The sequence below is a fragment of the Pseudomonadota bacterium genome, assembly GCA_037200975.1.
Classification (GTDB): Bacteria; Pseudomonadota; Gammaproteobacteria; order Steroidobacterales; family Steroidobacteraceae; genus CADEED01.
Genome location: JBBCGI010000001.1, coordinates 59,243 through 81,442 on the forward strand (window position 1 = coordinate 59,243; position 22,200 = coordinate 81,442).

A 22,200-nucleotide genomic window follows, 5' to 3' on the forward strand; every position below is an offset into this window, starting at 1 on the left:
CGGCGCTCAGGCACCCGGATGCAAGTGATCATAAAGGGTGCGCGCCAGCATTGTCCCGATTCCGCTCACCACCTCGAAGTCCCCGACGCCCGCGCGCATCAGCCCCTGCATGCCGCCGAAGTGCCGCAGCAACGCACGGCGCTTGGCGGGCCCCAGCCCCGGAATCGTTTCCAGCACGGATTCGTTGTGGCGCCGGGCGCGCCGCTTGCGATGCCCGGTGATCGCGAACCGGTGCGCCTCGTCGCGGATGCGCTGGACCACGCGCAACGCCTGCGAGTCGGGCCCCGGTACGATCGGCGCCGCATCGCCATGCACGAACAACCGCTCCTGGCCCGCCTTGCGATCCGGCCCCTTGGCGACGCCGACCAGCTTGAGCGCGCCGAACCCGAGTTGCTCGAGCTCCGCGTACACCTCGTTGATCTGGCCGAGCCCGCCGTCGATGAGCAACACGTCGGGCGCAACCACTTCACCGCTGCGGATACGTTCGTAGCGCCGCTTCAACGCCTGGCGCAATGCGCCGTAATCATCACCAGGCGTCACGCCGGTGATGTTGAACCGGCGGTATTCCTTCTTCATGGGCCCCTCGGGGCCGTACACCACGCACGAGGCCACCGTGCCCTCGCCCGCCGTGTGGCTGATGTCGAAACACTCCAGCCGCTGCGGCGTCTTGTCGAGGCCTAACAAGCCGCCGAGCGCGATCAGCATGTCTTCGATGTCGGCGCGGCGCGCGCGGCGCATGCGCAGCGCCTGCGTGGCGTTCTCCAGCGTCATGCCGAGGAAACGCAGCGGCAAGGCGCGCGACGGGCGCCACACGCGGGTCGGCGTGCCGGCCCGCGACCCGAGTGCGTCGGCCAGCGATTCGGACTCCGCCAGGTCGAGGTTCACCAGTATTTCCGGCGGCGGCGGCGTCTCCGCGTAGTACTGCATGAGGAACGACGCCAGCGCCTCGCCGGGCTCCGTCAATGCGCCCTTCGGGAAATAACTCGTGGCGCCGAGATTGCGGCCACCGCGAATGATCATCACCGTGACCGCATATTCGCCCGGCTCACCGACCAGCGCGAACACGTCGATGTCGCGATCGCCCCCGGCGGTGACGATCTGCTGCGCCTGCACCTGTTTCAACGCCGCGAGCTGGTCGCGCAGCGCGGCGGCGCGCTCGAACTGCAGGCTCTCCGCGGATTTCTCCATCGCCGCGGACAGCTCGGTGAAGACCTCGTCGTTGCGGCCCTCCAGCACCTTGACCGCGGCGGTGATGTCGCGCGCATAGTCCTCGCGCGAAATGAGCGCCACGCAGGGCGCGGAGCAACGGCCGATCTGGTGCTGCAGGCAGGGGCGGCTGCGATTCTCGAAGAACGAGTCGCGGCAGTTCCGGATGCGGAAGATCTTCTGCACGCTCTGCAGGGTTTCCTTCACCGCGCCGGCGCTTGGGAACGGCCCGAAGTAACGCCCCGGCAGGTTGCGCGCGCCGCGGTAGAACACCAGCCGCGGGAACTCGTGCCCCGCCGGTAGATAGACGTACGGGAAACTCTTGTCGTCGCGCAACACGATGTTGTAACGCGGCTTGTGCTCCTTGATGAGGTTGTATTCGAGCAGCAGCGCCTCGGTCTCGGAGTTGGTCAGCGTGACTTCGATGCGCGCGATATGCCCGACCAGCGCCTGCACTTTCGGATCGACGTTGCTGGCGAGGAAATAATTGCCGACCCGGTCGCGCAGGCTGCGCGCCTTGCCCACGTACAGCAGCTCGCCGGATTCCGAGTACATGCGGTACACGCCGGGCCGGCGCGGCAGGCTGCCGATGAAATCCTTGTGATCGAAGTTCACGCGCGCCTCACAGGCCCGCAAGGTCCGCCGCGCGCCGCAGGACGGCGCGAAACATGTCGGTGGTGAGCCGGCGCGTCTGCGTGTTGTAGCGGCTGCAATGATAGGAATCGATCATGTGCCGGCCGCCGGGCAATTCGAATTCGTTGCCATGGCCGAACTTCGCCGCGGCGCGTTTGAGGCCGGAAGCCGTCAACACCGCGTCGTGCGCGACGGTGCCCAGAGCGAGGACCGCCTGCACCGACGTCAGCTTCGCCAGCTCCGCCGCCAGGTACTGGTTGCAGGTCTTGATCTCGACGGGCAGCGGTTTGTTTTCCGGCGGCAGGCATTTGACGGCATTCGTAATGCGAACGCCGGGCAGTTTCAAGCCATCGAAGCGGTCCACCGAAGTCTCCGCGCTGGCGAGGCCCAGCTCGTGCAGCGACTTATATAAGAGTATCCCGGCGTAATCCCCGGTGAACGGGCGGCCGGTGCGATTGGCGCCATGCATGCCGGGCGCCAGCCCCACGATCAGCAGCCTGGGCTGGACATCACCGAAAGGCGCGACAGGTTTGCTGTGATAGTCGGGGTTCTGGTGCGCGGATTTCGCCAGAAACGAAGACAGCCGCGGGCACAGCGTGCAGTCGGGACAGAAGGTCGCCGCCAATATTCCCCCTCATAGAAACAGAAGCGATGTCGGAATCGCGCGGCGCGCGAACTATCCCTGCATGCGCCGGATGATGGCGTCGCCGAATCCCGAACAGGTCAACAACGTGGCGCCCGGGATCAGGCGCTGCAGGTCTTCCTCGACGTTCTTGCGCGCGGCGATGTCGCGTTTCGTCGCACGGATGGCTTCGCGCAAACGCGCCAGGTCGTAAGTCATTTCCTTGGCGGCGATGGTGTCGGCCACGCCCTGCAGGATGAGCTCCGCGGCTTCCTTCCAGCCGATGTAACGCAGCATCATCTCCGCCGACAGGATCAAACTACCCGGGTTCACGCGATCCTTGCCGGCGAACCCCGGCGCGGTACCGTGTGTGGCTTCGAACACCGCCAAGCCGTCGCCGATGTTGCCGCCCGGCGCGATGCCGATGCCGCCCACCTGTGCCGCCAGCGCATCCGAGATGTAGTCGCCGTTGAGGTTGAGCGTGGCGATCACGTCGTAGTCTTCCGGCCGCAGCAGTACCTGCTGCAGGAAGTTGTCGGCGATCACGTCCTTGACGACGATTTCCTTGCCGTTGACGGGGTTCTTGAAGCTGCACCACGGGCCGTTGCCGATGGGTTTGGCACCGTACTCTTCCTTCGCGAGTAGATAGCCCCACTGCATGAAGGCACCTTCGGTGTACTTCATGATGTTGCCCTTGTGCACCAGGCTCACCGACACGCGATCGTTTTCGATGGCGTACTGGATGGCCTTGCGCACCAGGCGCTGGCTGCCCTCTTTCGACACCGGCTTGATGCCGATACCCGAACTCGCCGGGAAGCGGATGCCGCTCACCTTGAGCTCGCTCTGCAGAAAATGGATGAGCTTGTGGACTTCTTCCGAGCCGGTCGGCCACTCGATGCCGGCGTAGATGTCTTCGGTGTTCTCGCGGAACACGACCATGTCGGTGAGCGAGGCATCCGCCATCGGCGTCGAGACGCCGGGGAAATAGCGGATCGGGCGTACGCAGGCGTACAGATCGAGGTTCTGGCGCATGGCCACGTTCAGCGAGCGCATGCCACCGCCCACCGGCGTGCCGAGCGGGCCCTTGATGGAGACGACGAAGTCGCGCAATGCCGTCAGCGTTTCGTCCGGAAACCCGGTGCCGTACACCTTGGTAGCCTTGTCGCCCGCAAAGACCTCCACCCACGAGATCTTGCGCTTGCCACCGTAGGCCTTCTGCACGGCCGCGTTCACCACCTTCAACATCACCGGCGTGATGTCGATGCCGATTCCGTCGCCTTCGATGAAAGCGATGATGGGTTGGTCCGGAACGTTGAGCGACGAGTCCGGATTGATCGTGATGCGCTGGCCGACTGTGGGTACCGTGATCTTTTCGTATTTCATGCTGTACCAGACAGCAATTAACGTGCCGGCCCGGATCCGTGTGTGCCGGGACCGTGCCGGCCGATCAACATCGCCATCTCCAGCGCCTGTTCGTAGTTCAGGCGCGGATCGACGGTGGACTTGTACGCCCGCGCGAGATCCGCGTCGGTCAGCCCGCGCGCGCCGCCCGTGCATTCGGTGACGTCTTCGCCGGTCAATTCGATGTGGACGCCGCCCAGGAACGAGCCGTTGTCCTCGTGCACCTTGAACGACAGCTCGAGCTCCTTGAGGATGTTCTCGAAGCGGCGCGTCTTCAAACCACCCGAACTGGTCTCGGTGTTGCCGTGCATGGGGTCGCAGACCCACAGCACCTGGTGGCCGGTCTCGCGGACCGCCTTGATCATCTTGGGCAGGCCCTTCTCGACATCCTTTGCGCCGAAGCGATGGATGATGGTGAGACGTCCGGGCGTGTTCTGCGGGTTCAACGTCGTCACGAGCCCCTGCAGCCAGGCGGCATCCATTGCGGGGCCTATCTTCACGCCCATCGGGTTCGCGATGCCGCGGAAGAACTCCACGTGCGCGCCCTCGAGCTGCGCGGTGCGCATGCCGATCCACGGCATGTGTGTCGACAGGTTGTACCAGCGCTTGTTGCGCTCGATGTAACGGGTCTGCGCCTGCTCGTAGTGCATGAGCAGGCCTTCGTGCGAGGCGAAGAAATCGACGGCGGTGACTTCATGCGGCGCGCGGCCGCCGCTCACGCGTTCGAAGAAGTCGAGCGAGTCGCCGATCGAGTCGACGATCTTCTGGTACTGCTCGATCAGCGGCGAATGTTTCATGAAACCGAGATCCCAGTATCTCGGGTGATGCAGATCCGCGAAGCCGCCATCACACAGCGCGCGCACGAAGTTCAACGTGAGCGCCGCGCGTTCGTAGCCACGCAGCAGCAGCGTCGGATCGGGTTCGCGCGCCTCGGCGGTGAACTCGGAACGATTCACCAGATCGCCGCGGAACGCCGGCAGCGTCACGCCGTTACGCGTTTCGGTGTCGGCCGAACGCGGCTTGGCATATTGGCCGGCCATGCGGCCCACGCGAATGATGGGTTTCTTGAGGCCGTGCAGCAGCACGAGACTCATCTGCAACAGGATCTTGAGCTTCTTGGCGATCTTGTCGGATTCACATTCCTCGAAGGTCTCGGCGCAGTCGCCGCCCATCAGCAGGAACTTGTTGCCGATCTGCGCTTCCGCGAGACGTTCACGCAGCTGTTCGATCTCCCAGGAGACCACCAGCGGCGGCAGTCGCGACAATGACGCGACGGCGCGTTCGAGCGCGGCGGGATCGGAATACTTGGGCTGCTGTTGTACCGGTCGGGTGGTCCAGCTCGCGGGGTGCCAGGAGGCAGTGTCAGGGGTACGCATGGTGGGAAGTATTCTAATTCAGACAGTTACGGCACACTACGGCCCAACGAGGTTTCCATGCATAAAGTTTTGGTCCTGGGCGCCGGCAAAATCGGCGCTCTTATCAGCGGCCTGTTGGCCGAATCCGGCGATTACGAGGTAACTCTGGGCGATGTGGACGCAAAGTCCGCTGAAGCCGTGGTCAAGGCGCATGGGTCGCGGTCCCTGCGCGCGGTGGCGCTGGACGCCAGCGACGCGAAGGCGCTCGACCAGCATTTCGGGACCTTCAAGCCGCACGCGGTGATTTCCAGCCTGCCTTATTACTGCAATCCAGCCGTCGCCAAGGCAGCGCGCAAGGGCAATGCCCACTATTTCGATCTGACCGAGGACGTCGCGGTCACGCAGGCCGTGCGGCGGACCGCGCGCGGTGCATCGAAGGCGTTCGTGCCCCAATGTGGGCTGGCACCCGGCTTCATCAGCATCGCGGCCAACGAACTCACCAAGCACTTCGACGAACTGCGCTCTATCAAGCTGCGGGTCGGCGCCCTGCCCCAGCACCCTAACAACGTGCTCAAGTATTCGCTGACCTGGTCCACCGAGGGGCTCATCAACGAGTACGGCAATCCCTGCGAATCGGTGGTCGACGGCAAGATCGTCGCCGCCGCGCCGCTCGAAGGCCTCGAGGAAATCGAGATCGACGGCACGTTGTACGAGGCATTCAACACCTCCGGCGGACTCGGTTCGCTGGCGGAGTCGTACGGCAAGCAGTGTGAACAGATCAACTACAAGACCATGCGTTATCCGGGGCACTGCGCGCAGATGCGCCTGCTCATGAACGACCTCAAGCTCAATTCGGATCGCGCCACGCTCAAGCGCGTGCTGGAGCATGCAGTTCCGCAGACGTTGCAGGACGTCGTGATCGTGTACGCCGCCGTGTCGGGCAAGCAGGACGGCGAATTGCGCGAGGAAAACTACGTCAACAAGATCTATCCGCAGATGATCGCGGGCCGGCTGTGGTCGGCGATCCAGGTGACGACGGCCGCGGGCATCACCTCGGTGGTGGATCTGGTGCTCGCGAACCCGCGCAAGTTCGCAGGGTTCGTCGCGCAGGAGCAGTTCGATCTGCCCGCCATTCTCGACAACCGCTTCGGCCAGTACTACGCGCCGGGCGGTACCAAGGATCTGTCGTCGACGGTGGTCGTGTCGGGCAAGGCCGGCCATCAGCGCAGGGGCGCCGCCAAGGCCGTAGCCAAGCCCGCCACACCCGCACGGAAGAAGAAATGAGCGCCGCGAAAGTGACCGTTGACATAGCCGGTATCCTCAAGCGGCTCGGAATAGATTCCATCAATGCGGGCGCCTGGTCGGGCAGCCTCGGCTGGTCGAAGGATGTCGCGGGTGCGGCGATCACGTCGACCAACCCCGCCACGGGCGAAACACTGGCGCAGGTGCGCAGCGCCACCATCACCGACTACGAAGCCGTCTTGCGTTCGAGCGTCGAAGCCGCCCTCGCCTGGCGCAACGTGCCCGCGCCGGCGCGCGGCGAAGCGGTGAGATTGTTAGGCGACGCGCTGCGCGCCGCCAAAGCGGATCTCGGCGCGCTCGTGACGCTCGAAAACGGCAAGATCAAGGCCGAGGGCCTCGGCGAAGTCCAGGAGATGATCGACATCGCGGACTTCGCCGTCGGCCAGTCGCGCATGATGTACGGCAATACGATGCATTCGGAGCGGCCGCAGCACCGCATGTACGAGCAGTGGCATCCGCTTGGCGTAGTCGGAATCATCTCCGCCTTCAATTTCCCGGTTGCCGTGTGGGCGTGGAATGCATTCCTGGCCGCCATCTGCGGCAACGTCTCGGTGTGGAAACCCTCGCCCAAGACGCCGCTGACGGCGATCGCGGTCCAGCACATCTGCAACCAGGTGATGCGCGAGCACAAACTACCGCCCATCTTCCAGCTGTTCATCGACGGCGGCACCGAGCTCGCCACGCGTTTCGTCGACGACAAACGCGTCGCGCTCGTGTCGTTCACCGGCTCGACCGCGATCGGCCGCAACGTGGGCGAACGCGTCGCGCGCCGGCTTGGCAAGAGCCTGCTCGAGCTCGGCGGCAACAACGCGATCATCGTGGATGAATCCGCGGATCTGAAACTCGCCATCCCGTCCATCGTGTTCGGCGCCGTGGGAACCGCCGGGCAACGCTGCACGACCACGCGCCGAGTCCTCGTGCATCGCTCGCGCCTCGAGGAACTGGAAAAGAAACTGGTGCATGCCTACGCACAGGTGCGTATCGGCAACCCGATCGATCCCACGACGCTGATGGGTCCGCTCATCGACCAGGGTGCAGTCGAGCGTTATTCGCAGGCCATCGCGCAGGCGAAGGCCGCAGGCGGCAAGGTGTTGACCGGCGAGAAGGTCCTGGAAGGCAAAGGCAACTTCGTCGCGCCGACGATCATTCGCGCGCAGAACGACTGGCCCATCGTGCAGCACGAGACCTTCGCGCCCGTCATGTACCTGATTCCGTTCGATTCGCTCGAGGAAGCCATCGAGATGCAGAACGCGTCCGCGCATGGGTTGTCCTCCTCGATCTTCACGGATCGCCTGCAACACGCCGAAGCGTTCCTGTCGGCCGCCGGCAGCGACTGCGGCATCGCCAACGTGAACATCGGCACCTCGGGCGCGGAAATCGGCGGCGCGTTCGGCGGCGAGAAAGACACCGGGGGCGGTCGCGAATCGGGCTCCGATTCCTGGAAGGCCTACATGCGCCGCCAGACGAACACGATCAACTGGAGCCGCGCGCTGCCGCTGGCCCAAGGCATTACCTTCGAAGTGAAAGAAGCCCCGTAAATGGGGGCGGCCTCATTGTCCTAGGACGAGGGGCCAGACCTGCCCGGTAGTTTGAGCTCGAAGCGCGCGCCGCCGAGTGGCGAGCTGTCGATCTGCATCGTGCCGCCGTACAGCGCCACCGAGTCGTGCACCATCGAAAGCCCGATGCCGTGACCGGGCGTCGCCTCGTCGGCCCGTCCCCCACGCTCGAGCACCCTGGCGCGATCCGCTTCGGCGATGCCGCGGCCGTCGTCTTCGATGACGACCAGCAGCGCCGCGCGTGACGTCGCCTTTGCATCGATGTCCGCGGCAATCCGCACGCGCGATTTCGCCCACTTGCAGGCGTTGTCGAGCAGGTTGCCGAGCAGTTCGGTCAGATCGTTGCGGTCGCCGATGAACTGCACGCCGGGCGCGACCGCGTTCTCGAACAGCAGATCCTTGTTGCCGTAGACCTTGAGCAAGGCGACCCGCAGTTCGGTCACGACCGGCGCAAGTTCCACCGGCGCCTGGCCTAACAAGACGCCGCCGCTGGTGGCAGCGCGTTTCATCTGATGTTCGATGATGTCGTTCATGCGCTCGATCTCGGCGTCGAGCACCTGCCGGTTCTGCGGCTGGCCGCTGCCCAACGACTGCCGCATGACGGCCAGCGGCGTCTTCAGGCTATGCGCGAGATTGCCGAGCGTGTCGCGATATCGCTTGATCCGGGCGCGCTCCCCTTCGAGCAACGCGTTCAGATTGCTGGTGATCACGACGAGCTCGGCCGGCCATTCATCGTCCAGCCGTTCGCGCGTGCCCGCTTCCACTTCCTTGATCTCGCGCTCGAGACGTCGCATCGGCTGCGACAGCCAGCTCACCAGCAGCGCCAGCGTCGCGACGAACAGCAGCGCGAGACCCGCGAACCAGCCAACCAGCTGCTGCCGGAATCCGGCCACCTGGTCTTCGTAGGCTTCGAGGCTCGACGCGATGCTGAAGGTGAAACGCGCCGGTCGACCGTGCAGGTCGTCCCACACGATGCCGCGACTCGCCACCGCGAGCCGGATGTCGGTTCCTGCGATCGCGGTGTAGAAAAAACTGCGCTGGCCGCCCTCGAGCGCGGGACCGAATTGCACCGCAGTGCCGGTCGTCGATTGGGAACGCCAGACACTTTCACCGCTCGCGGAGCGGATCTCGGCATACAGACCCGAGCCTGGCGTATCGAAACGCGTTTCGAGCACGGCCGTGGGCGTGACGGATTCGGGCCCATCGGGATCGGCGGCCGCGATCAGCGCCACCATCTGCGCGTCCATCAGTTCGCGCAGCGAGCGTTCCGCGGCGTGGCGGAACAACATGTCCAGCAGGAAGACCGTGAGCGCGAAGAACACCACCAGCACGGCGAACACCGACAACATGAGCCGGCGCCGGAGCGATGGTCGGGACACCCTGAGAACTTCCCGCGACTAACTACGCGCCCGGGGTGCGCGGGATGGAGAAACGATAACCGCGGCCGCGTAATGTCTCGATCGGATGCAGCGTCTCGTCGGGGTCGAGCTTGCGCCGCAACCGGCCGATGAAGACTTCGATCACGTTGCTGTCGCGTTCGTAATCCTGGTCGTACAGGCGTTCGGTGAGCTCGGTCTTCGAGATCACGTCGCCGGCACGCAGCATCATGTGTTCGAGGATGCGGTATTCGAAACTGGTGAGTTCGACCGGCGCGCCGTTCAGCGTGATGGCCTGCGCGCGGGTATCGAGCTTGATGGGACCGCACTCGAGGATGGGGCTTGCCCAGCCACCCGCACGGCGCAGCAGCGCCTGCATGCGCGCCAGCACTTCTTCGAAGTGATAAGGCTTGGCGACGTAGTCGTCGGCGCCGGCCTGCAAACCTTCGACCTTGTCCTGCCAGCGATCGCGCGCGGTGAGGATCAGGATCGGAAACGTCTTGCCCGCGGCACGCAAACCGCGGATGAGGTCGAGACCGGAAATTTTCGGCAGGCCCAGGTCCACCACCGCGATGTCGAGCGGGTATTCCTTGCCGGCAAACAAACCTTCCTCGCCATCCGCTGCGATGTCGACGGTAAAACCCTGCTTGACCAGCTGATCGCGCAGGCCTTCGCGCAACGCGGCTTCGTCCTCGACCACCAGCGCGCGCACTAACGCATCCGTCCGGAGTTGGCGTCGATGCGCACGGTGAAGACCCGGCCCTTTTCGGACAGCAGCTTCAACACGTACACCTTGCGGCCGTCTTCATCGACCACGTCGGTGCGCACCACGCGCGCGTTGTACTGTGCTTCGGCACGGCTGACGGCTTCGTTGAGAGATATGCCGTCACGCTGCACGGCAAACTCGCGCGTCGGCTCGGCCGTCGAGCCCGCGGACTCGGGGCCCGGCATGTTGCGGGCATACGCGCCGGGCGCAAACGCCGCGACGACAAGCAAGGCCGGCAACAAGCCACTGCGGAATTTCTTCATGACGGGCCGGAGTTTAACGGTTTGCTCGAGAAACGCGATGCGGGCGACCCTCGTCGTGAAGAGAGTCGCCCACACCGCCATCGCGATCAGCTCCGTGATCATTACTGCGCGGGGCTCACGTCGACCCGCACGCGGATGCGGTCGCCGGGGCGATACGGCAGTTCGGTCACCTGGCGGCGCCCGTTGTACAGGTACGTCACGCGGTAGCCATCGGTGCGATCCTGCCACTCGTCGTGGTAACGCGTCTCGCAACGCTGCACGGTGTACTCGCGCGACGCCGGAGCGGGATAACCGGCCCGGCGCTGCGCCTGGCTGTTGCCGATGCCGGCTCCGATGATGGCGCCCGCGGCGGTGGCCGCGCGACGGCCGTCGCCATGACCGATCTGGTTGCCGATCGCGGCACCGATCACCGCGCCGAGCAAGGTGCCGCCCGCGGTGCGCGAGTCCGGACCCCGATAACCGCCCTGGTCGTAGCGCGTTTCATCCCAGCATTCCTGCGCCGGCGTGCTGACGCGAACGCGGGTGACCAGCGGCTGCACGTCGAGGACTTTCGCGTAGTCGTACGCGCCGTCACGGTCGTCGTAACGAGTGTCGTAACGATCATCCGGCCGGTCGTCGTACCGATGATCCTGGGCGAACGCACCGGCGCTCGCGAAGGTGATCGTCGCGGCCAGGACACCCATCAAGACCTTTTTGCTGCTGATCGACATAGAGCCTCCAGCGGTGGGAATTCCACCGTGGCGCTACTGTACGAAGGCGTCCATGAATCCTTACTGAACGCCCCGCACCTGACGATTCAGCCGGATTTTTCGGCCTTTTTGACCTCGTTCCACAACGCATCCCAGGCCGCGGCATCGAGGCTCTGGAGCGTGAGCGAGCGTCCCGCCGCCAACGCCTCCATTGCGCGGAACCGCCGTTCGAACTTCGCGTTGGCGAGGCGCAGGGCCTCCTCCGCGTCGACGCGCAGATGGCGCGCCCAGTTCGCCACGGCGAACAACAGGTCGCCGAGCTCCTCGGCGCGTTGCGCGGGCACGGCTCCGGCCACCTCACGCAGTTCCTCGTCTATCTTCTCGCGCACCCCGGTTGCATCGGGCCAATCGAACCCGACGCGCCCGGCGCGTTTGCCGAGCTTGGCGGCGCGCGCCAGCGCCGGCAGCGCCAGCGGCACATCGGCGAGTTCGCTGCCGGCGGCCGCGGGATTCGCCGCGCGCTCGCGCGCCTTGTGTTCTTCCCACGCCTGGTTCTGCTCGGCGGTCGATGCAACCTTCGCACCGGCGAAGACATGCGGATGCCGCTCGGTCAATTTGTTGGAGATCGCGTCGGCCACGCTCGCGAAATCGAACCAGCCACGTTCGCTGCCGAGTTGCGCATGGAAAACCACCTGGAACAGCAGATCGCCGAGCTCCCCCTCGAGCGCCGCTGGATTGCCGCGCGCGATGGCCTCGGCCACTTCGTACGCTTCTTCGATGGTGTAAGGAGCGATCGTCTGGAAATCCTGTTCGCGATCCCAGGGGCAGCCGCCGTCCGGGTCGCGCAGCCGGCGCATGATGCCGAGCAACCGCGCCAGCGAGCGGGCCGCGCCATCGTCATTCACTGCGATTCCTCCACCATGCGCACCAGCGTCATCAACATGCCGGCCGTGGCGCCCCAGATGTTGTGCCCGTTCCAGGGTAGATCGAAAAGCAACATGTCTTCGTCGCCGACGCGGCGCAGCCGCGCCTTGTGGTTCTTCGAGTCGAAGATGTGGCTCACGGGAACTTCGAAAGCCTCCGCCACCTCGGCCGGGTTGAGCTCGAGCGAAAACGGCGGCGTCACCAGCGACAACACCGGCGTCACGCGAAAGCCGCTGACGACCAGGTGATCGGGTAGATAGCCGAAGACGCGCACGTGCGAAGGATCGAGGCCGATCTCCTCCTGCGCCTCGCGCAACGCGGCGAACGCCACGTCCGGGTCGGATTCCTCGAGGCGCCCACCCGGAAAAGAAATCTGCGCCGCATGTTTGGCCATCTGCGAGGCACGCTGCGTGAGCAGCACGGTCAGGCCCTCCGGCCGGTCGACCAGCGGCACCAGCACCGCGGCGGGCACCGGATCGGCGGGAAAATGCTGCTCCAGTTTGCGGCCGCGCTCGGCGTCGATGCCGAGCAGGCGCCAGTCGGCGAGCTCGCGGCGTGGCTGCGTGCCCTCGAAACGTCTGAGAATCCTGGCGCGCAGATCGAAATCGGCCTGGCTCAACCCCCGCCTCCGCCGCCGTGCAGGCCGCCGCGCGTGAGCGTCGCCGGATCGAGCAGGCGGCGCAGTTCGTCTTCCGGCAGGCCGGACATCTCCAGCGCGACGTCGAACACCGCGCGATTCTCGGCGTACGCCCGCTTGGCGATGGCCGCCGCGCGTTCGTACCCGATGGCCGGGTTCAATGCGGTGGCGAGAATGGGATTGCGCGCCAGCGCATCGTCGAGCCGCGCGATGTCGGGTTCGATGCCGGCGATGCACTGCGTCGCCAGCGCGCGCGCCGCGTTCGCCAGCAGGTGGATCGCTTGCAGCAGATTGTTGGCCACCAGCGGCAACATCACGTTGAGCTGGAAGTTGCCGGACTGGCCGGCCACCGCGATGGCCGCATCGAGACCCATGACCTGCGCCGCGACCATGGCCACAGCCTCGGGAATCACCGGATTGACCTTGCCGGGCATGATGCTGCTGCCCGGCTGCAGCGCCGGCAGTTTCAATTCACCCAGGCCGGCGAGCGGACCCGAACCCATCCAGCGCAGGTCGTTGACGATCTTCATGAGCGACACGGCCAGCGTGCGCAGCTGCCCCGAATATTCGACCGCCGCGTCCTGCGTACCCATCGCGGCGAAAAAATTGCCCGCCGTGCTGAACGGCACGCCGGTGAGTTGGCGCAGCTCCGTGATGAAACGCGCCGCGAATTCCTCATGCGCGTTGATGCCCGTGCCGATGGCCGTGCCGCCCTGCGCCAGCGCCAACAGGCGCTTTTCCGAGTCTCCCAGCCGCTCGATCGACCGCTCGATCTGCGCGCGCCAGCCGGACGCTTCCTGGCCGAGTGTCAGCGGCGTCGCATCCATGAGATGCGTGCGCCCCGTCTTGAGCACCTTGGCCCAGGCGCTTTCCTTGGCGGCCAGCACCGCGCGCAGTTCGTCGAGTGCCGGCAGCAACTCGCGGCGCGCCGCGAGCACCGCGCTCACGTGAATCGCGCTCGGGATCGCGTCGTTGCTGCTCTGGCACATGTTGACGTGATCGTTCGCGTGCACCGGTGTGCCGAGCGCGCGGCTGGCGAGCGTGGCGATCACCTCGTTCGCATTCATGTTGGTGCTGGTGCCGCTGCCGGTCTGGAAGACGTCGAGCGGAAACTGGCTCGCATGGTCGCCACGCGCGACGGCCAGCGCGGCCTCGGCGATGGCGGCGGCCGTGGCAGCGGGCAACAGGCCCAGCGCCGCGTTGGCACGCGCGGCGGCAGCCTTGATCAATGCCAGCGCGGCGATGAAATCCCCCGGCAGAGGACGGCCGCTCAAGTGGAAATTGCGGCGCGCCCGTTCGGTCTGCGCACCCCACATCGCATCCGCGGCCACTTCGATCTCACCGAAGCTGTCGTGCTCTTTGCGGGTGTCGCCTTGCGATATCATGCGCGGCCAGTCTACCACCCGACTCGAGGCAACTTTTGGAACCGGCAGCCCTCTCCGCGCTCTCTCCCATCGACGGCCGTTATCGCAAGGGGGCTGACAGCTTGCGCGCCGTCTTGTCGGAAAGCGGGCTGATCCGCGAGCGTGTGCGCATCGAGGCGGCCTGGTTGCTGTCGCTGGCCGAGGCGGTCCCGCAGCTGCTGGCGCAGCCGCTGCCGCCAGCCGTGAAGCAGCTTGCCGCAATTCTCGCACTCGAGCCCGGCGACGAGGCCGCCGCGGCGGTCAAAACCATCGAGGCGCGCATCAATCACGACGTGAAGGCGGTCGAATATTTCGTGCGCGAGAAACTCGCCGCGAGCGGCGCCACACCCGCGGTGCTCGAGCTCGTCCATTTCGGCTGCACCTCCGAGGACATCAACAACCTCGCCTACGCGCGCATGCTGCGCGCGGCGCGCACCGTCCTCACTACCGATCTCGAGAAACTCATCGAGCGGCTGCGCGGTTTCGCGCACGAACACGCCGCGCTGCCGATGTTGTCGCGCACGCATGGCCAGACCGCGAGCCCCACCACGCTCGGCAAGGAATTCGCGAACGTCGTCGCCCGGTTGCGCCGCGCGCAGGCGCGGCTCGACAAGGTGGAGATCCTCGCCAAGTGGAATGGCGCGGTCGGCAACTACAACGCGCACGTCGCGGCGCTGCCCGCCGTGGACTGGCCGGCCGTGAGCCGCACCTTCATCGAATCGCAGGGCCTCGCCTGGAACGAATACTCCACGCAGATCGAGCCGCACGACTGGATCGGCGAGTACTGCGATGCGCTCGCGGGCATCAACACCATCCTCATCGATTTTTCGCGCGATACCTGGGGGTATATCTCGCTAGGCTATCTGCGCCAGCGCGCGGTCGCGGGTGAAGTCGGCTCCTCGACCATGCCGCACAAGGTCAACCCGATCGATTTCGAGAATGCCGAGGGCAATCTCGGCATCGCCAACGCCCTGCTGCATCACTTCGCGGCCAAACTACCCATCTCGCGCTGGCAGCGCGACCTCACCGATTCCACGGTGCTGCGCAACGTGGGCGTCGCGCTCGCGCACAGTCTCATCGCCTGGAACGCGCTGCAACGCGGCCTCGGCAAGATCGCCGCGGATCCGGCGCGTATTGCGCAGGACATCGAGCGCGCGTACGAGGTGCTGGGCGAGGCGCTGCAGACCGCGCTGCGCGCCGCCGGTGTGCCCAACGGCTACGAACTGCTCAAGGATTTCACCCGCGGCACGCAGGTCGACGCGGCCGCCATCGGCGCGTTCATCGACAAACTACCGCTGCCGCCGGCGGAACGCGCGCGCCTCAAGGCCCTGGCGCCGCAGCAGTATCTGGGCCTGGCCGCGCAAATGGCCCGTTCGATCTGATCGCCTAGCAGCTATCGGTTTCTCCTTATGTGGCGCCGCGCCGGTGACGCCCAAAGTGCGAACCAGCACACGTTTTGCCGCCGGATGCGCGAAAAACCCGATGAAAGCGTGACGCATTTGGCACTGAACCTGCGGCAAGCCACCTACCCTTTCGCGGGCACAGATCACAATCCGAACGGGTCTTTCAATCGGGGAGATGTCGTCGAACATGACGACCGGGGAATTCGACTTCACGAGATTTTCGCAGCGCGGTGCGGCGCCGGGCGTGGCATTGCCCGCCGAATCCAGCGCCCCTGCGGAGAATCAGGTCCGCGTCATCAGCTCGCTCGAGGAGATGCGCGCGGCCATCGACGCCGTGGCGCTCAGCGCCCAGCGACTGATGTCCATCTACACGCCGGACCTCGAGCCGGACCTGTACGACCAGAACGGTTTCCTCGAGATCGTCAAACGTTTCGTGCTGGCGCGCCGCTTCGCGAAGGTGCGCGTGTTGCTGTCCGACTCGGGCCGGCTGCTGCGCGACAACAACCGTTTCATCGCCATGGGCCGCAGGCTCACCAGCTGCATCGACATCCGCCCCGCGGTGGGCGCCGCGCGGCAACGCGCCTGCGGTTACCTGATCGCCGACGATCGCGCGATCGTCTATCGCGTACATTCGGATCGCTGGGACGGCGTCGCCGATCTCAACAATCCGCCGGTCGCCCGCCAGTACCTCGACGAATTCGATGAGATCTGGCAGGCAAGCGTGGCCGACGAAGCGTCGCGCCAGGCGATCCGCTGATCGCACTAGTTAGCGCGCGCGATCTGTCCACGATGAGCAGCAATCCCGAGGTTACGGTAGCCGCCATCGTCGAACGCGAGGGCCGCTTCCTCATCGTCGAAGAACGCGTCGCCGGCCGGCTGGTGCTCAATCAACCCGCCGGCCATCTGGAAGACGCCGAGACCCTGGTCGAAGCCGCGGTGCGCGAGGCGCGTGAAGAAACCGCGTGGCGCTTCAATCCCGAGGCGATGGTCGGCACCTACCTGTGGCGCAATCCGGATACGGGCCGCAGCTACCTGCGTTTCGCCTTCTGCGGCAGCGTCGACGACCACATGCCGCAACAGCCGCTCGACACCGGCATCGTGCGCGCCGTCTGGCTGAGCCACGAACAACTTCGGGCGCAACCGCACCGGCTGCGCTCGCCGCTGGTCCTGCGTTGCATCGACGACTACCTGCACGGCCAGCGCCAGCCGCTCGAATCCGTGGCCTGCCTCGGCCTCGATACCGCAGCGCAGATCGCCAACGTGGTGAACCTCTAGGGTGCCGGGTGGGGAAAGTGGGGAGTCCTCTCCCCACTTTCCCCACCCGGCACCATACAATCCGCGCCGTGTCCGCGCGCGCAGAAACCATCATTGTCGGCATGTCGGGCGGCGTCGATTCGGCCGTCGCGGCGTTGCTGCTCAGGCGCGCCGGCTACGACGTGCAGGGGCTGTACATGAGCAACTGGGAGGACGACGACTCCTATTGCACGGGCGCGCAGGATTTCCAGGACGCGCGCGCCTCGGCCGCAGAGCTCGGCATCCCCCTGCACCGCGTGAGCTTCGTCGAGCAATACCGGGCGCGCGTGTTCGAATATTTCCTGACCGAGTACCGCGCGGGGCGCACTCCGAACCCGGACGTGCTCTGCAATCGCGAGATCAAGTTCGGCATCTGCCTCGACTACGCGGCGCGGCTCGGCGCGCGGCGCTTCGCCACCGGCCACTACGCGCGACTCGATCTCAGCGGCACGACCCCCGTACTCCTCAAAGCACGCGACGCCGACAAGGACCAGTCCTATTTCCTGCACGCGGTATCACCCGAACATTTCGCCCGCGTGATGTTCCCACTCGGCGAGCTGACGAAACCCGAGGTGCGCGCGCTGGCGCGCGAGGCCGGCCTGCCCGTGTTCGACAAACCCGACAGCACCGGCATCTGTTTCATCGGCGAGCGGCCGTTCCGCGAATTCCTCGCGCGCTATATTCCCACCTCGCCCGGCGACATCGTCACGGAAACGGGCGAGGTCGTCGGCCGGCACCGGGGCCTCGCGTTCTACACGCTCGGCCAGCGCGGCGGGCTCGAAATCGGCGGGCGCTCCGGCGCGCGCGAAGATGCCTGGTACGTGGCCGAAAAGAATCTCGCACGCAATGAGTTGATCGCCGTACAGGGTCACGATCATCCGCTGCTCGTCAGCCGCGTGCTCACCACCGGCCCGTGCAACTGGCTGGTGCAACCCGGCGCAATCGAGTTCGATTCTCAAATCAAGGTCCGGTACCGGCAGGTCGATCAGCACTGCCACGCCACCTTGCGCACGGATGGCGCACTCGACGTGCGCTTCGCCCAGCCGCAGCGCGCGGTCACGCCCGGACAGTTCGCGGTGCTGTACGACGGGGACCGTTGCCTCGGCGGCGGCGTGATCGAGCAGACGAGGCCGCAGTAGTGCGAGTGCGATAGAATGCGCCGCTTGTTTGCAGCCCACGTCGCCAGTTTCTGTCGAAGTCGCGAGGAGAAGGATTCATGACCGGTAGTTCCAACACGTCGACGCTCAACGTCGGTTCACGCTCTTACGAATACTGGAGCTTCGCCTCGTTGCCGGCCGACAAGGTCGCCCGGCTGCCCTACTCCCTCAAGATTCTGCTCGAGAACCTGCTGCGCTACGAAGACGGTGTGAACGTCACGCGCGAGGACATCGACGCGGTGCTGGCCTGGGACGCCAAGGCGGCGCCCTCCTACGAAATCGACTTCACGCCCGCGCGAGTCATCATGCAGGACTTCACCGGCGTGCCCTGCGTCGTCGACCTCGCCGCCATGCGCGAAGCCGTGCAGAAGCTCGGCGGCGATCCGCAGCAGATCAACCCGATCAATCCCGCCGAACTCGTCATCGACCACTCCGTGCAGGTCGACAACTACGGCAGCGTCGGCGCACTCGCGGCCAACAACAAGATCGAATTCGAACGCAACGGCGAGCGCTACGCATTCCTGCGCTGGGGACAGACGGCATTCCGCAATTTCAGCGTCGTGCCGCCGAACACCGGCATCGTGCACCAGGTCAATCTCGAGTATCTCGGCCGCGTCATCTTCCCGAAGGAAGTCGACGGCAAGACGCAGGCCTATCCGGACACGGTGGTCGGCACGGATTCGCACACCACCATGATCAACGGGCTCGGCGTGCTGGGCTGGGGCGTAGGTGGCATCGAGGCCGAAGCGGCCATGTTGGGCCAACCGATCCCTATGCTCATTCCGCAGGTCATCGGCTTCAAGCTGGTGGGCGCGATGAAACCCGGCTGCACCGCCACGGACCTGGTGCTCACCGTCACCGAGATGCTGCGCAAGAAAGGCGTGGTGGACAAATTCGTCGAGTATTTCGGTGACGGCCTGGCGAACCTGCCGCTGGCCGATCGCGCCACGATCGCCAACATGGCGCCGGAATACGGCAGCACCTGCGGCATCTTCCCGATCGACGAAGAGACGATTCGTTATCTCGAATTGTCGGGCCGCCCGCCCGAGCAGCTCGCGCTGATCGAGGCGTACGCGAAGGCGCAGGGAATGTGGCGCGTCAACGGCGCGAAACCCGCCGACTACACCGACGTGATCGAGCTCGATCTGGCGACCGTCGAACCGAGCCTCGCGGGCCCGAAGCGTCCGCAGGATCGCGTGCCGCTGTCGAAGGCGCGCCCGGTGTACCAGGCGGCGCTCAAAGTGATGGCCGACGAGCGCACCAAGAAGAATCCCACCGCAACCGGCAGTGCGGAGATCCTGCTCGACGGCCAGAAGATAGAAATCCGTGACGGCGCGGTGACCATCGCCGCCATCACCAGCTGCACCAACACGTCGAATCCGTACGTACTGGTGGCGGCGGGACTGCTCGCGCGTAATGCGGCGAAGCTCGGCCTGAAGTCCAAGCCGTGGGTGAAGACCAGCCTCGCGCCGGGTTCGCGCGTGGTCACCGATTACCTGGTGAAGGCCGGGTTGTTAGCCCCGCTCGAAGCCGTGGGCTTCAACGTGGTGGGTTACGGCTGCACCACCTGCATCGGCAACTCGGGTCCGCTGAAGCCGGAGATTTCCGCGGGCATCAAGGCCGGCGACATCGTCGCCACCTCCGTGCTCTCGGGAAACCGCAATTTCGAAGGCCGCGTGCATCCCGAGATCAAGATGAATTTCCTTGCCTCGCCGCCGCTGGTGGTGGCGTACGCGCTGGCCGGCACGCTCGATGTCGATCTGCAGAGCGACGTGCTCGGCCTGGGTCCGGATGGCAAGCCCGTGCTGCTCGCCAACATCTGGCCCTCTGACAAGGAAGTCGCCGACGTGGTGAGAGCCACGATCAATTCGGACATGTTCCGCAAGAGCTACGCCAACGTGTTCACCGGCGACGCCAACTGGTCGTCGATCAAGGTGCCGGCGGGCAAGATCTACGCGTGGGAGGAAAAATCCACCTACGTGCGCAATCCGCCGTATTTCGAAGGCATGACGATGACGCCGCGCGCGGTCACGGACGTGGCCGGCGCCCGCGTGCTCGCCTTGTTAGGCGACTCGGTCACGACCGACCACATCTCGCCGGCGGGCGACATCGCGAAGACCAGTCCGGCCGCCAAGTACCTGGTGTCGCAGGGTGTGCAGCCCATCGATTTCAATTCCTACGGCGCGCGCCGCGGCAACCATGAAGTGATGATGCGCGGCACGTTCGCGAACATCCGCCTGCGCAACCTGCTCGCGCCGGGCACCGAGGGCGGCGTCACAGTGCACGTGCCCACGGGCGAGCAGATGTCCATCTTCGATGCCGCGATGCGTTACAAGCAGGAAGGCACGCCGCTGGTCATCCTCGCCGGCAAGGAATACGGCACTGGCTCGTCGCGTGACTGGGCCGCCAAGGGGACCATGTTGTTGGGCGTGCGCGCCGTGATCGCCGAGAGCTTCGAGCGCATCCACCGCTCCAACCTCATCGGCATGGGCGTGTTGCCGCTGATGTTCCCGGCCGGCAAGGGCGCGCTTTCGCTCGGCCTCACCGGCAACGAAGTGTTCGAGATCTCGGGCATCGACAACGCCGAAGCCAAGACCGTGCAGGTCGTGGCGACCCCGCCCAAAGGCACTCCGATCACCTTCGAAGCGCGCGTGCGCATCGATACGCCGAAAGAACGCGACTACTACCGCCACGGTGGCATCCTGCAGTACGTACTGCGTCAGTTGGCACGCAAGGCCGCCTGAGGGAGAAGGTGCCGGGTGGGGAAAGTGGGGAATAGCCCCACCTACACCTGGCACCACGCGCCACCTCGCGCTATTCCCCACTTTCCCCACCCGGCACCTTCTCCCTCCCCACCTTCGACCAGTCGATGCGGCGGGTCGCGAGCATCAGGATGGTCAAGACGCCGAACAGCAGCAGCGCGCCCATCAGCAGCGAATAGTCTTCGGAGCGCAGGATCCAGTAGAGCATCGCGTACAACGTCGCGAGGCCCGCTCCGGCACCGAGCGCGAGCCGCTTGCTTCGCAAGACACCGCTCAGATAGGTAGTTATCAACGCGACCAGCGCGCCGGCCGACACCCCGTACGCCAGGTCGAACTGCAGGTGCTCCGACAGCGCCAACAGCAGTAGATAGAACAGCGCCAGCGCCAAGCCGACCATCAGGTACTGCATGCCGTGGATCGCGAGCCCGCTCACGTGTTCCCACAGGAAAAACGTCAGGAACGTGATCGCGATCAGCAGCACGGCGTAGTGAACCGCGCGGTAGTTGCGCTGGTACACGTCGACCGGCTCGTAGAACGTCACGCCCACGCCGCTGCGCGCGAACGCCGTCTCCACCGCCTCGTCCTGGCTGACCGCCTTGTCGTACCACGTCTGGCCGAAGCTGCGGTTGATCTCGAGCACCGACCAGCGTGCGCTGAAGCCCTCGTCGGTCACCACCGGATCGAGCGGCGCCGGCGCGCCTTCGAACTTCGGATGCGGCCACTTGGACGTCATGGTGATGTCCGCCTTGCGCGCCAGCGGCAGAAACGTGAGCTGGCTGCTGCCGGCGAGAGTCAGCGTCATCTTGAAGGGCACGGTACCCGCCTCGCGCAACGCGACGGCCGGCACGCGCACCGAGATCCCCGCCGAGCCCGCATAACCATCCGCCGCGACCGGGGCGCTCTCGCCCGCGACCATGAGCCCATCTACCGCGCGTAACGCGCGCGATTCGGAGTTGAGCACGAGCAGCTTTGCCTCATCCCACTTCACCTCGCGCACCTGACCGGCCGTCTGGGGTTGAGTCGAGAGGAACGCGAAATCGCGGTTCACGAATTCCCCCGAGATCTGCACGTGCGCCAGGTACACCGGCGTCCGGTACAGCCCGACCTGCCGGTAACTCGGCTGCGCATCGGCGATGACGTTCAACGTGTCAGGCAACACATATAAAGTGTTGCGAAACACTTCCGTACGCTCGGTCTCCCGCCCGGCCGCCGTCTGCTCGATGAGCTTGCGCGTGGTCTCGACCGGAATCGCCAGCAACACCGCGGCCGTGGTCTGCGCGCCACCCCACGACTCCGCCACGCGCGCCGCCGCCGTCTGGCGCATTCCCACCCGCTCCCCCACCAGGTTCTCGACCTGGGCGATGGGCAGCAGCAACACGATCATGAGGAAACCGATCACCAGGACCTTGGCGAGCAGTGGCGGCAAAAACCTGAATCGGACCGACATCGTTT

Annotated in this window: 19 protein-coding genes; 7 read left to right on the forward strand and 12 right to left on the reverse strand. The window is 65.6% G+C overall.

Going from position 1 to position 22,200, the window contains the following annotated elements; all coding sequences use genetic code 11:
• Positions 1 to 6 precede the first annotated feature (6 nt).
• From uvrC to WDO72_00325, 4 genes are read right to left on the reverse strand one after another with little or no spacing between them, the layout of a single operon-like run.
• Entirely contained in the window at positions 7 to 1,821 is a 1,815-nt protein-coding gene (gene uvrC / locus WDO72_00310; protein MEJ0084097.1) for an excinuclease ABC subunit UvrC, read from the reverse strand.
• A gap of 7 nt (positions 1,822 to 1,828) precedes the next feature.
• A complete protein-coding gene (locus tag WDO72_00315; protein MEJ0084098.1) occupies positions 1,829 to 2,464 on the reverse strand; it encodes a uracil-DNA glycosylase in 636 nt (211 codons plus the stop codon).
• A 51-nt stretch (positions 2,465 to 2,515) separates the two neighbouring features.
• On the reverse strand, positions 2,516 to 3,844 hold the full coding sequence (gene icd / locus WDO72_00320; protein MEJ0084099.1) for an NADP-dependent isocitrate dehydrogenase: 1,329 nt from the start codon (positions 3,842 to 3,844) through the stop codon (positions 2,516 to 2,518).
• Positions 3,845 to 3,861: 17 nt separating this feature from the next.
• On the reverse strand, positions 3,862 to 5,238 hold the full coding sequence (locus WDO72_00325) for a 3-deoxy-7-phosphoheptulonate synthase class II (protein MEJ0084100.1): 1,377 nt from the start codon (positions 5,236 to 5,238) through the stop codon (positions 3,862 to 3,864).
• 57 nt (positions 5,239 to 5,295) lie between these two features.
• Between WDO72_00325 and WDO72_00330 the strand changes: the two genes are divergently transcribed.
• Both WDO72_00330 and WDO72_00335 read left to right on the forward strand, forming a co-directional pair.
• Positions 5,296 to 6,501 carry a saccharopine dehydrogenase C-terminal domain-containing protein gene (locus tag WDO72_00330; protein ID MEJ0084101.1) on the forward strand — a complete coding sequence of 402 codons (1,206 nt, stop codon included), beginning with the start codon at positions 5,296 to 5,298 and terminating at the stop codon, positions 6,499 to 6,501.
• Positions 6,498 to 8,057, forward strand: coding sequence for an aldehyde dehydrogenase family protein (locus tag WDO72_00335; GenBank protein MEJ0084102.1), 1,560 nt, complete (start codon positions 6,498 to 6,500; stop codon positions 8,055 to 8,057). Before WDO72_00330 ends, WDO72_00335 begins: the two co-directional genes overlap by 4 nt.
• Before the next feature lie 20 nt (positions 8,058 to 8,077).
• Here WDO72_00335 and WDO72_00340 read toward each other — a convergent pair whose 3' ends face one another.
• From WDO72_00340 to WDO72_00370, 7 genes are all read right to left on the reverse strand, one after another.
• Positions 8,078 to 9,454: an ATP-binding protein gene (locus tag WDO72_00340; protein MEJ0084103.1), complete on the reverse strand. Its 1,377-nt coding sequence runs from the start codon at positions 9,452 to 9,454 to the stop codon at positions 8,078 to 8,080.
• A 22-nt stretch (positions 9,455 to 9,476) separates the two neighbouring features.
• On the reverse strand, positions 9,477 to 10,163 hold the full coding sequence (locus tag WDO72_00345) for a response regulator transcription factor (protein ID MEJ0084104.1): 687 nt from the start codon (positions 10,161 to 10,163) through the stop codon (positions 9,477 to 9,479).
• On the reverse strand, positions 10,163 to 10,582 hold the full coding sequence (locus WDO72_00350) for a PepSY domain-containing protein (protein ID MEJ0084105.1): 420 nt from the start codon (positions 10,580 to 10,582) through the stop codon (positions 10,163 to 10,165). Before WDO72_00350 ends, WDO72_00345 begins: the two co-directional genes overlap by 1 nt.
• Positions 10,582 to 11,190 (reverse strand): glycine zipper 2TM domain-containing protein, encoded by a 609-nt coding sequence (locus WDO72_00355; GenBank protein MEJ0084106.1) that lies wholly within the window; start codon positions 11,188 to 11,190, stop codon positions 10,582 to 10,584. Before WDO72_00355 ends, WDO72_00350 begins: the two co-directional genes overlap by 1 nt.
• 86 nt (positions 11,191 to 11,276) lie before the next feature.
• Positions 11,277 to 12,074, reverse strand: coding sequence for a nucleoside triphosphate pyrophosphohydrolase (gene mazG / locus WDO72_00360; protein MEJ0084107.1), 798 nt, complete (start codon positions 12,072 to 12,074; stop codon positions 11,277 to 11,279).
• Complete coding sequence (locus WDO72_00365) at positions 12,071 to 12,712, reverse strand: CoA pyrophosphatase (protein MEJ0084108.1); 642 nt, start codon at positions 12,710 to 12,712, stop codon at positions 12,071 to 12,073. The genes mazG and WDO72_00365 overlap by 4 nt, the downstream gene beginning before the upstream one ends.
• Entirely contained in the window at positions 12,709 to 14,115 is a 1,407-nt protein-coding gene (locus tag WDO72_00370) for a class II fumarate hydratase (protein ID MEJ0084109.1), read from the reverse strand. The genes WDO72_00365 and WDO72_00370 overlap by 4 nt, the downstream gene beginning before the upstream one ends.
• 35 nt (positions 14,116 to 14,150) lie before the next feature.
• On the opposite strand from WDO72_00370, the gene purB reads away from it, so the two are divergent.
• From purB to acnA, 5 genes are all read left to right on the forward strand, one after another.
• The gene (gene purB, locus WDO72_00375) at positions 14,151 to 15,515 is read left to right on the forward strand and encodes an adenylosuccinate lyase (protein MEJ0084110.1); all 1,365 of its coding nucleotides are present in this window, start codon (positions 14,151 to 14,153) and stop codon (positions 15,513 to 15,515) included.
• A 208-nt stretch (positions 15,516 to 15,723) separates the two neighbouring features.
• Complete coding sequence (locus tag WDO72_00380) at positions 15,724 to 16,293, forward strand: hypothetical protein (GenBank protein MEJ0084111.1); 570 nt, start codon at positions 15,724 to 15,726, stop codon at positions 16,291 to 16,293.
• A 32-nt stretch (positions 16,294 to 16,325) separates the two neighbouring features.
• Positions 16,326 to 16,811 carry an NUDIX hydrolase gene (locus WDO72_00385; protein ID MEJ0084112.1) on the forward strand — a complete coding sequence of 162 codons (486 nt, stop codon included), beginning with the start codon at positions 16,326 to 16,328 and terminating at the stop codon, positions 16,809 to 16,811.
• 68 nt (positions 16,812 to 16,879) lie between these two features.
• Positions 16,880 to 17,968: a tRNA 2-thiouridine(34) synthase MnmA gene (gene mnmA / locus WDO72_00390; protein MEJ0084113.1), complete on the forward strand. Its 1,089-nt coding sequence runs from the start codon at positions 16,880 to 16,882 to the stop codon at positions 17,966 to 17,968.
• 77 nt (positions 17,969 to 18,045) lie between these two features.
• Entirely contained in the window at positions 18,046 to 20,730 is a 2,685-nt protein-coding gene (gene acnA, locus WDO72_00395) for an aconitate hydratase AcnA (GenBank protein MEJ0084114.1), read from the forward strand.
• 70 nt (positions 20,731 to 20,800) lie between these two features.
• On the opposite strand, the gene creD is transcribed toward acnA, so the two are convergent.
• Positions 20,801 to 22,195 carry a cell envelope integrity protein CreD gene (creD, locus tag WDO72_00400; GenBank protein MEJ0084115.1) on the reverse strand — a complete coding sequence of 465 codons (1,395 nt, stop codon included), beginning with the start codon at positions 22,193 to 22,195 and terminating at the stop codon, positions 20,801 to 20,803.
• Positions 22,196 to 22,200: the final 5 nt, after the last annotated feature.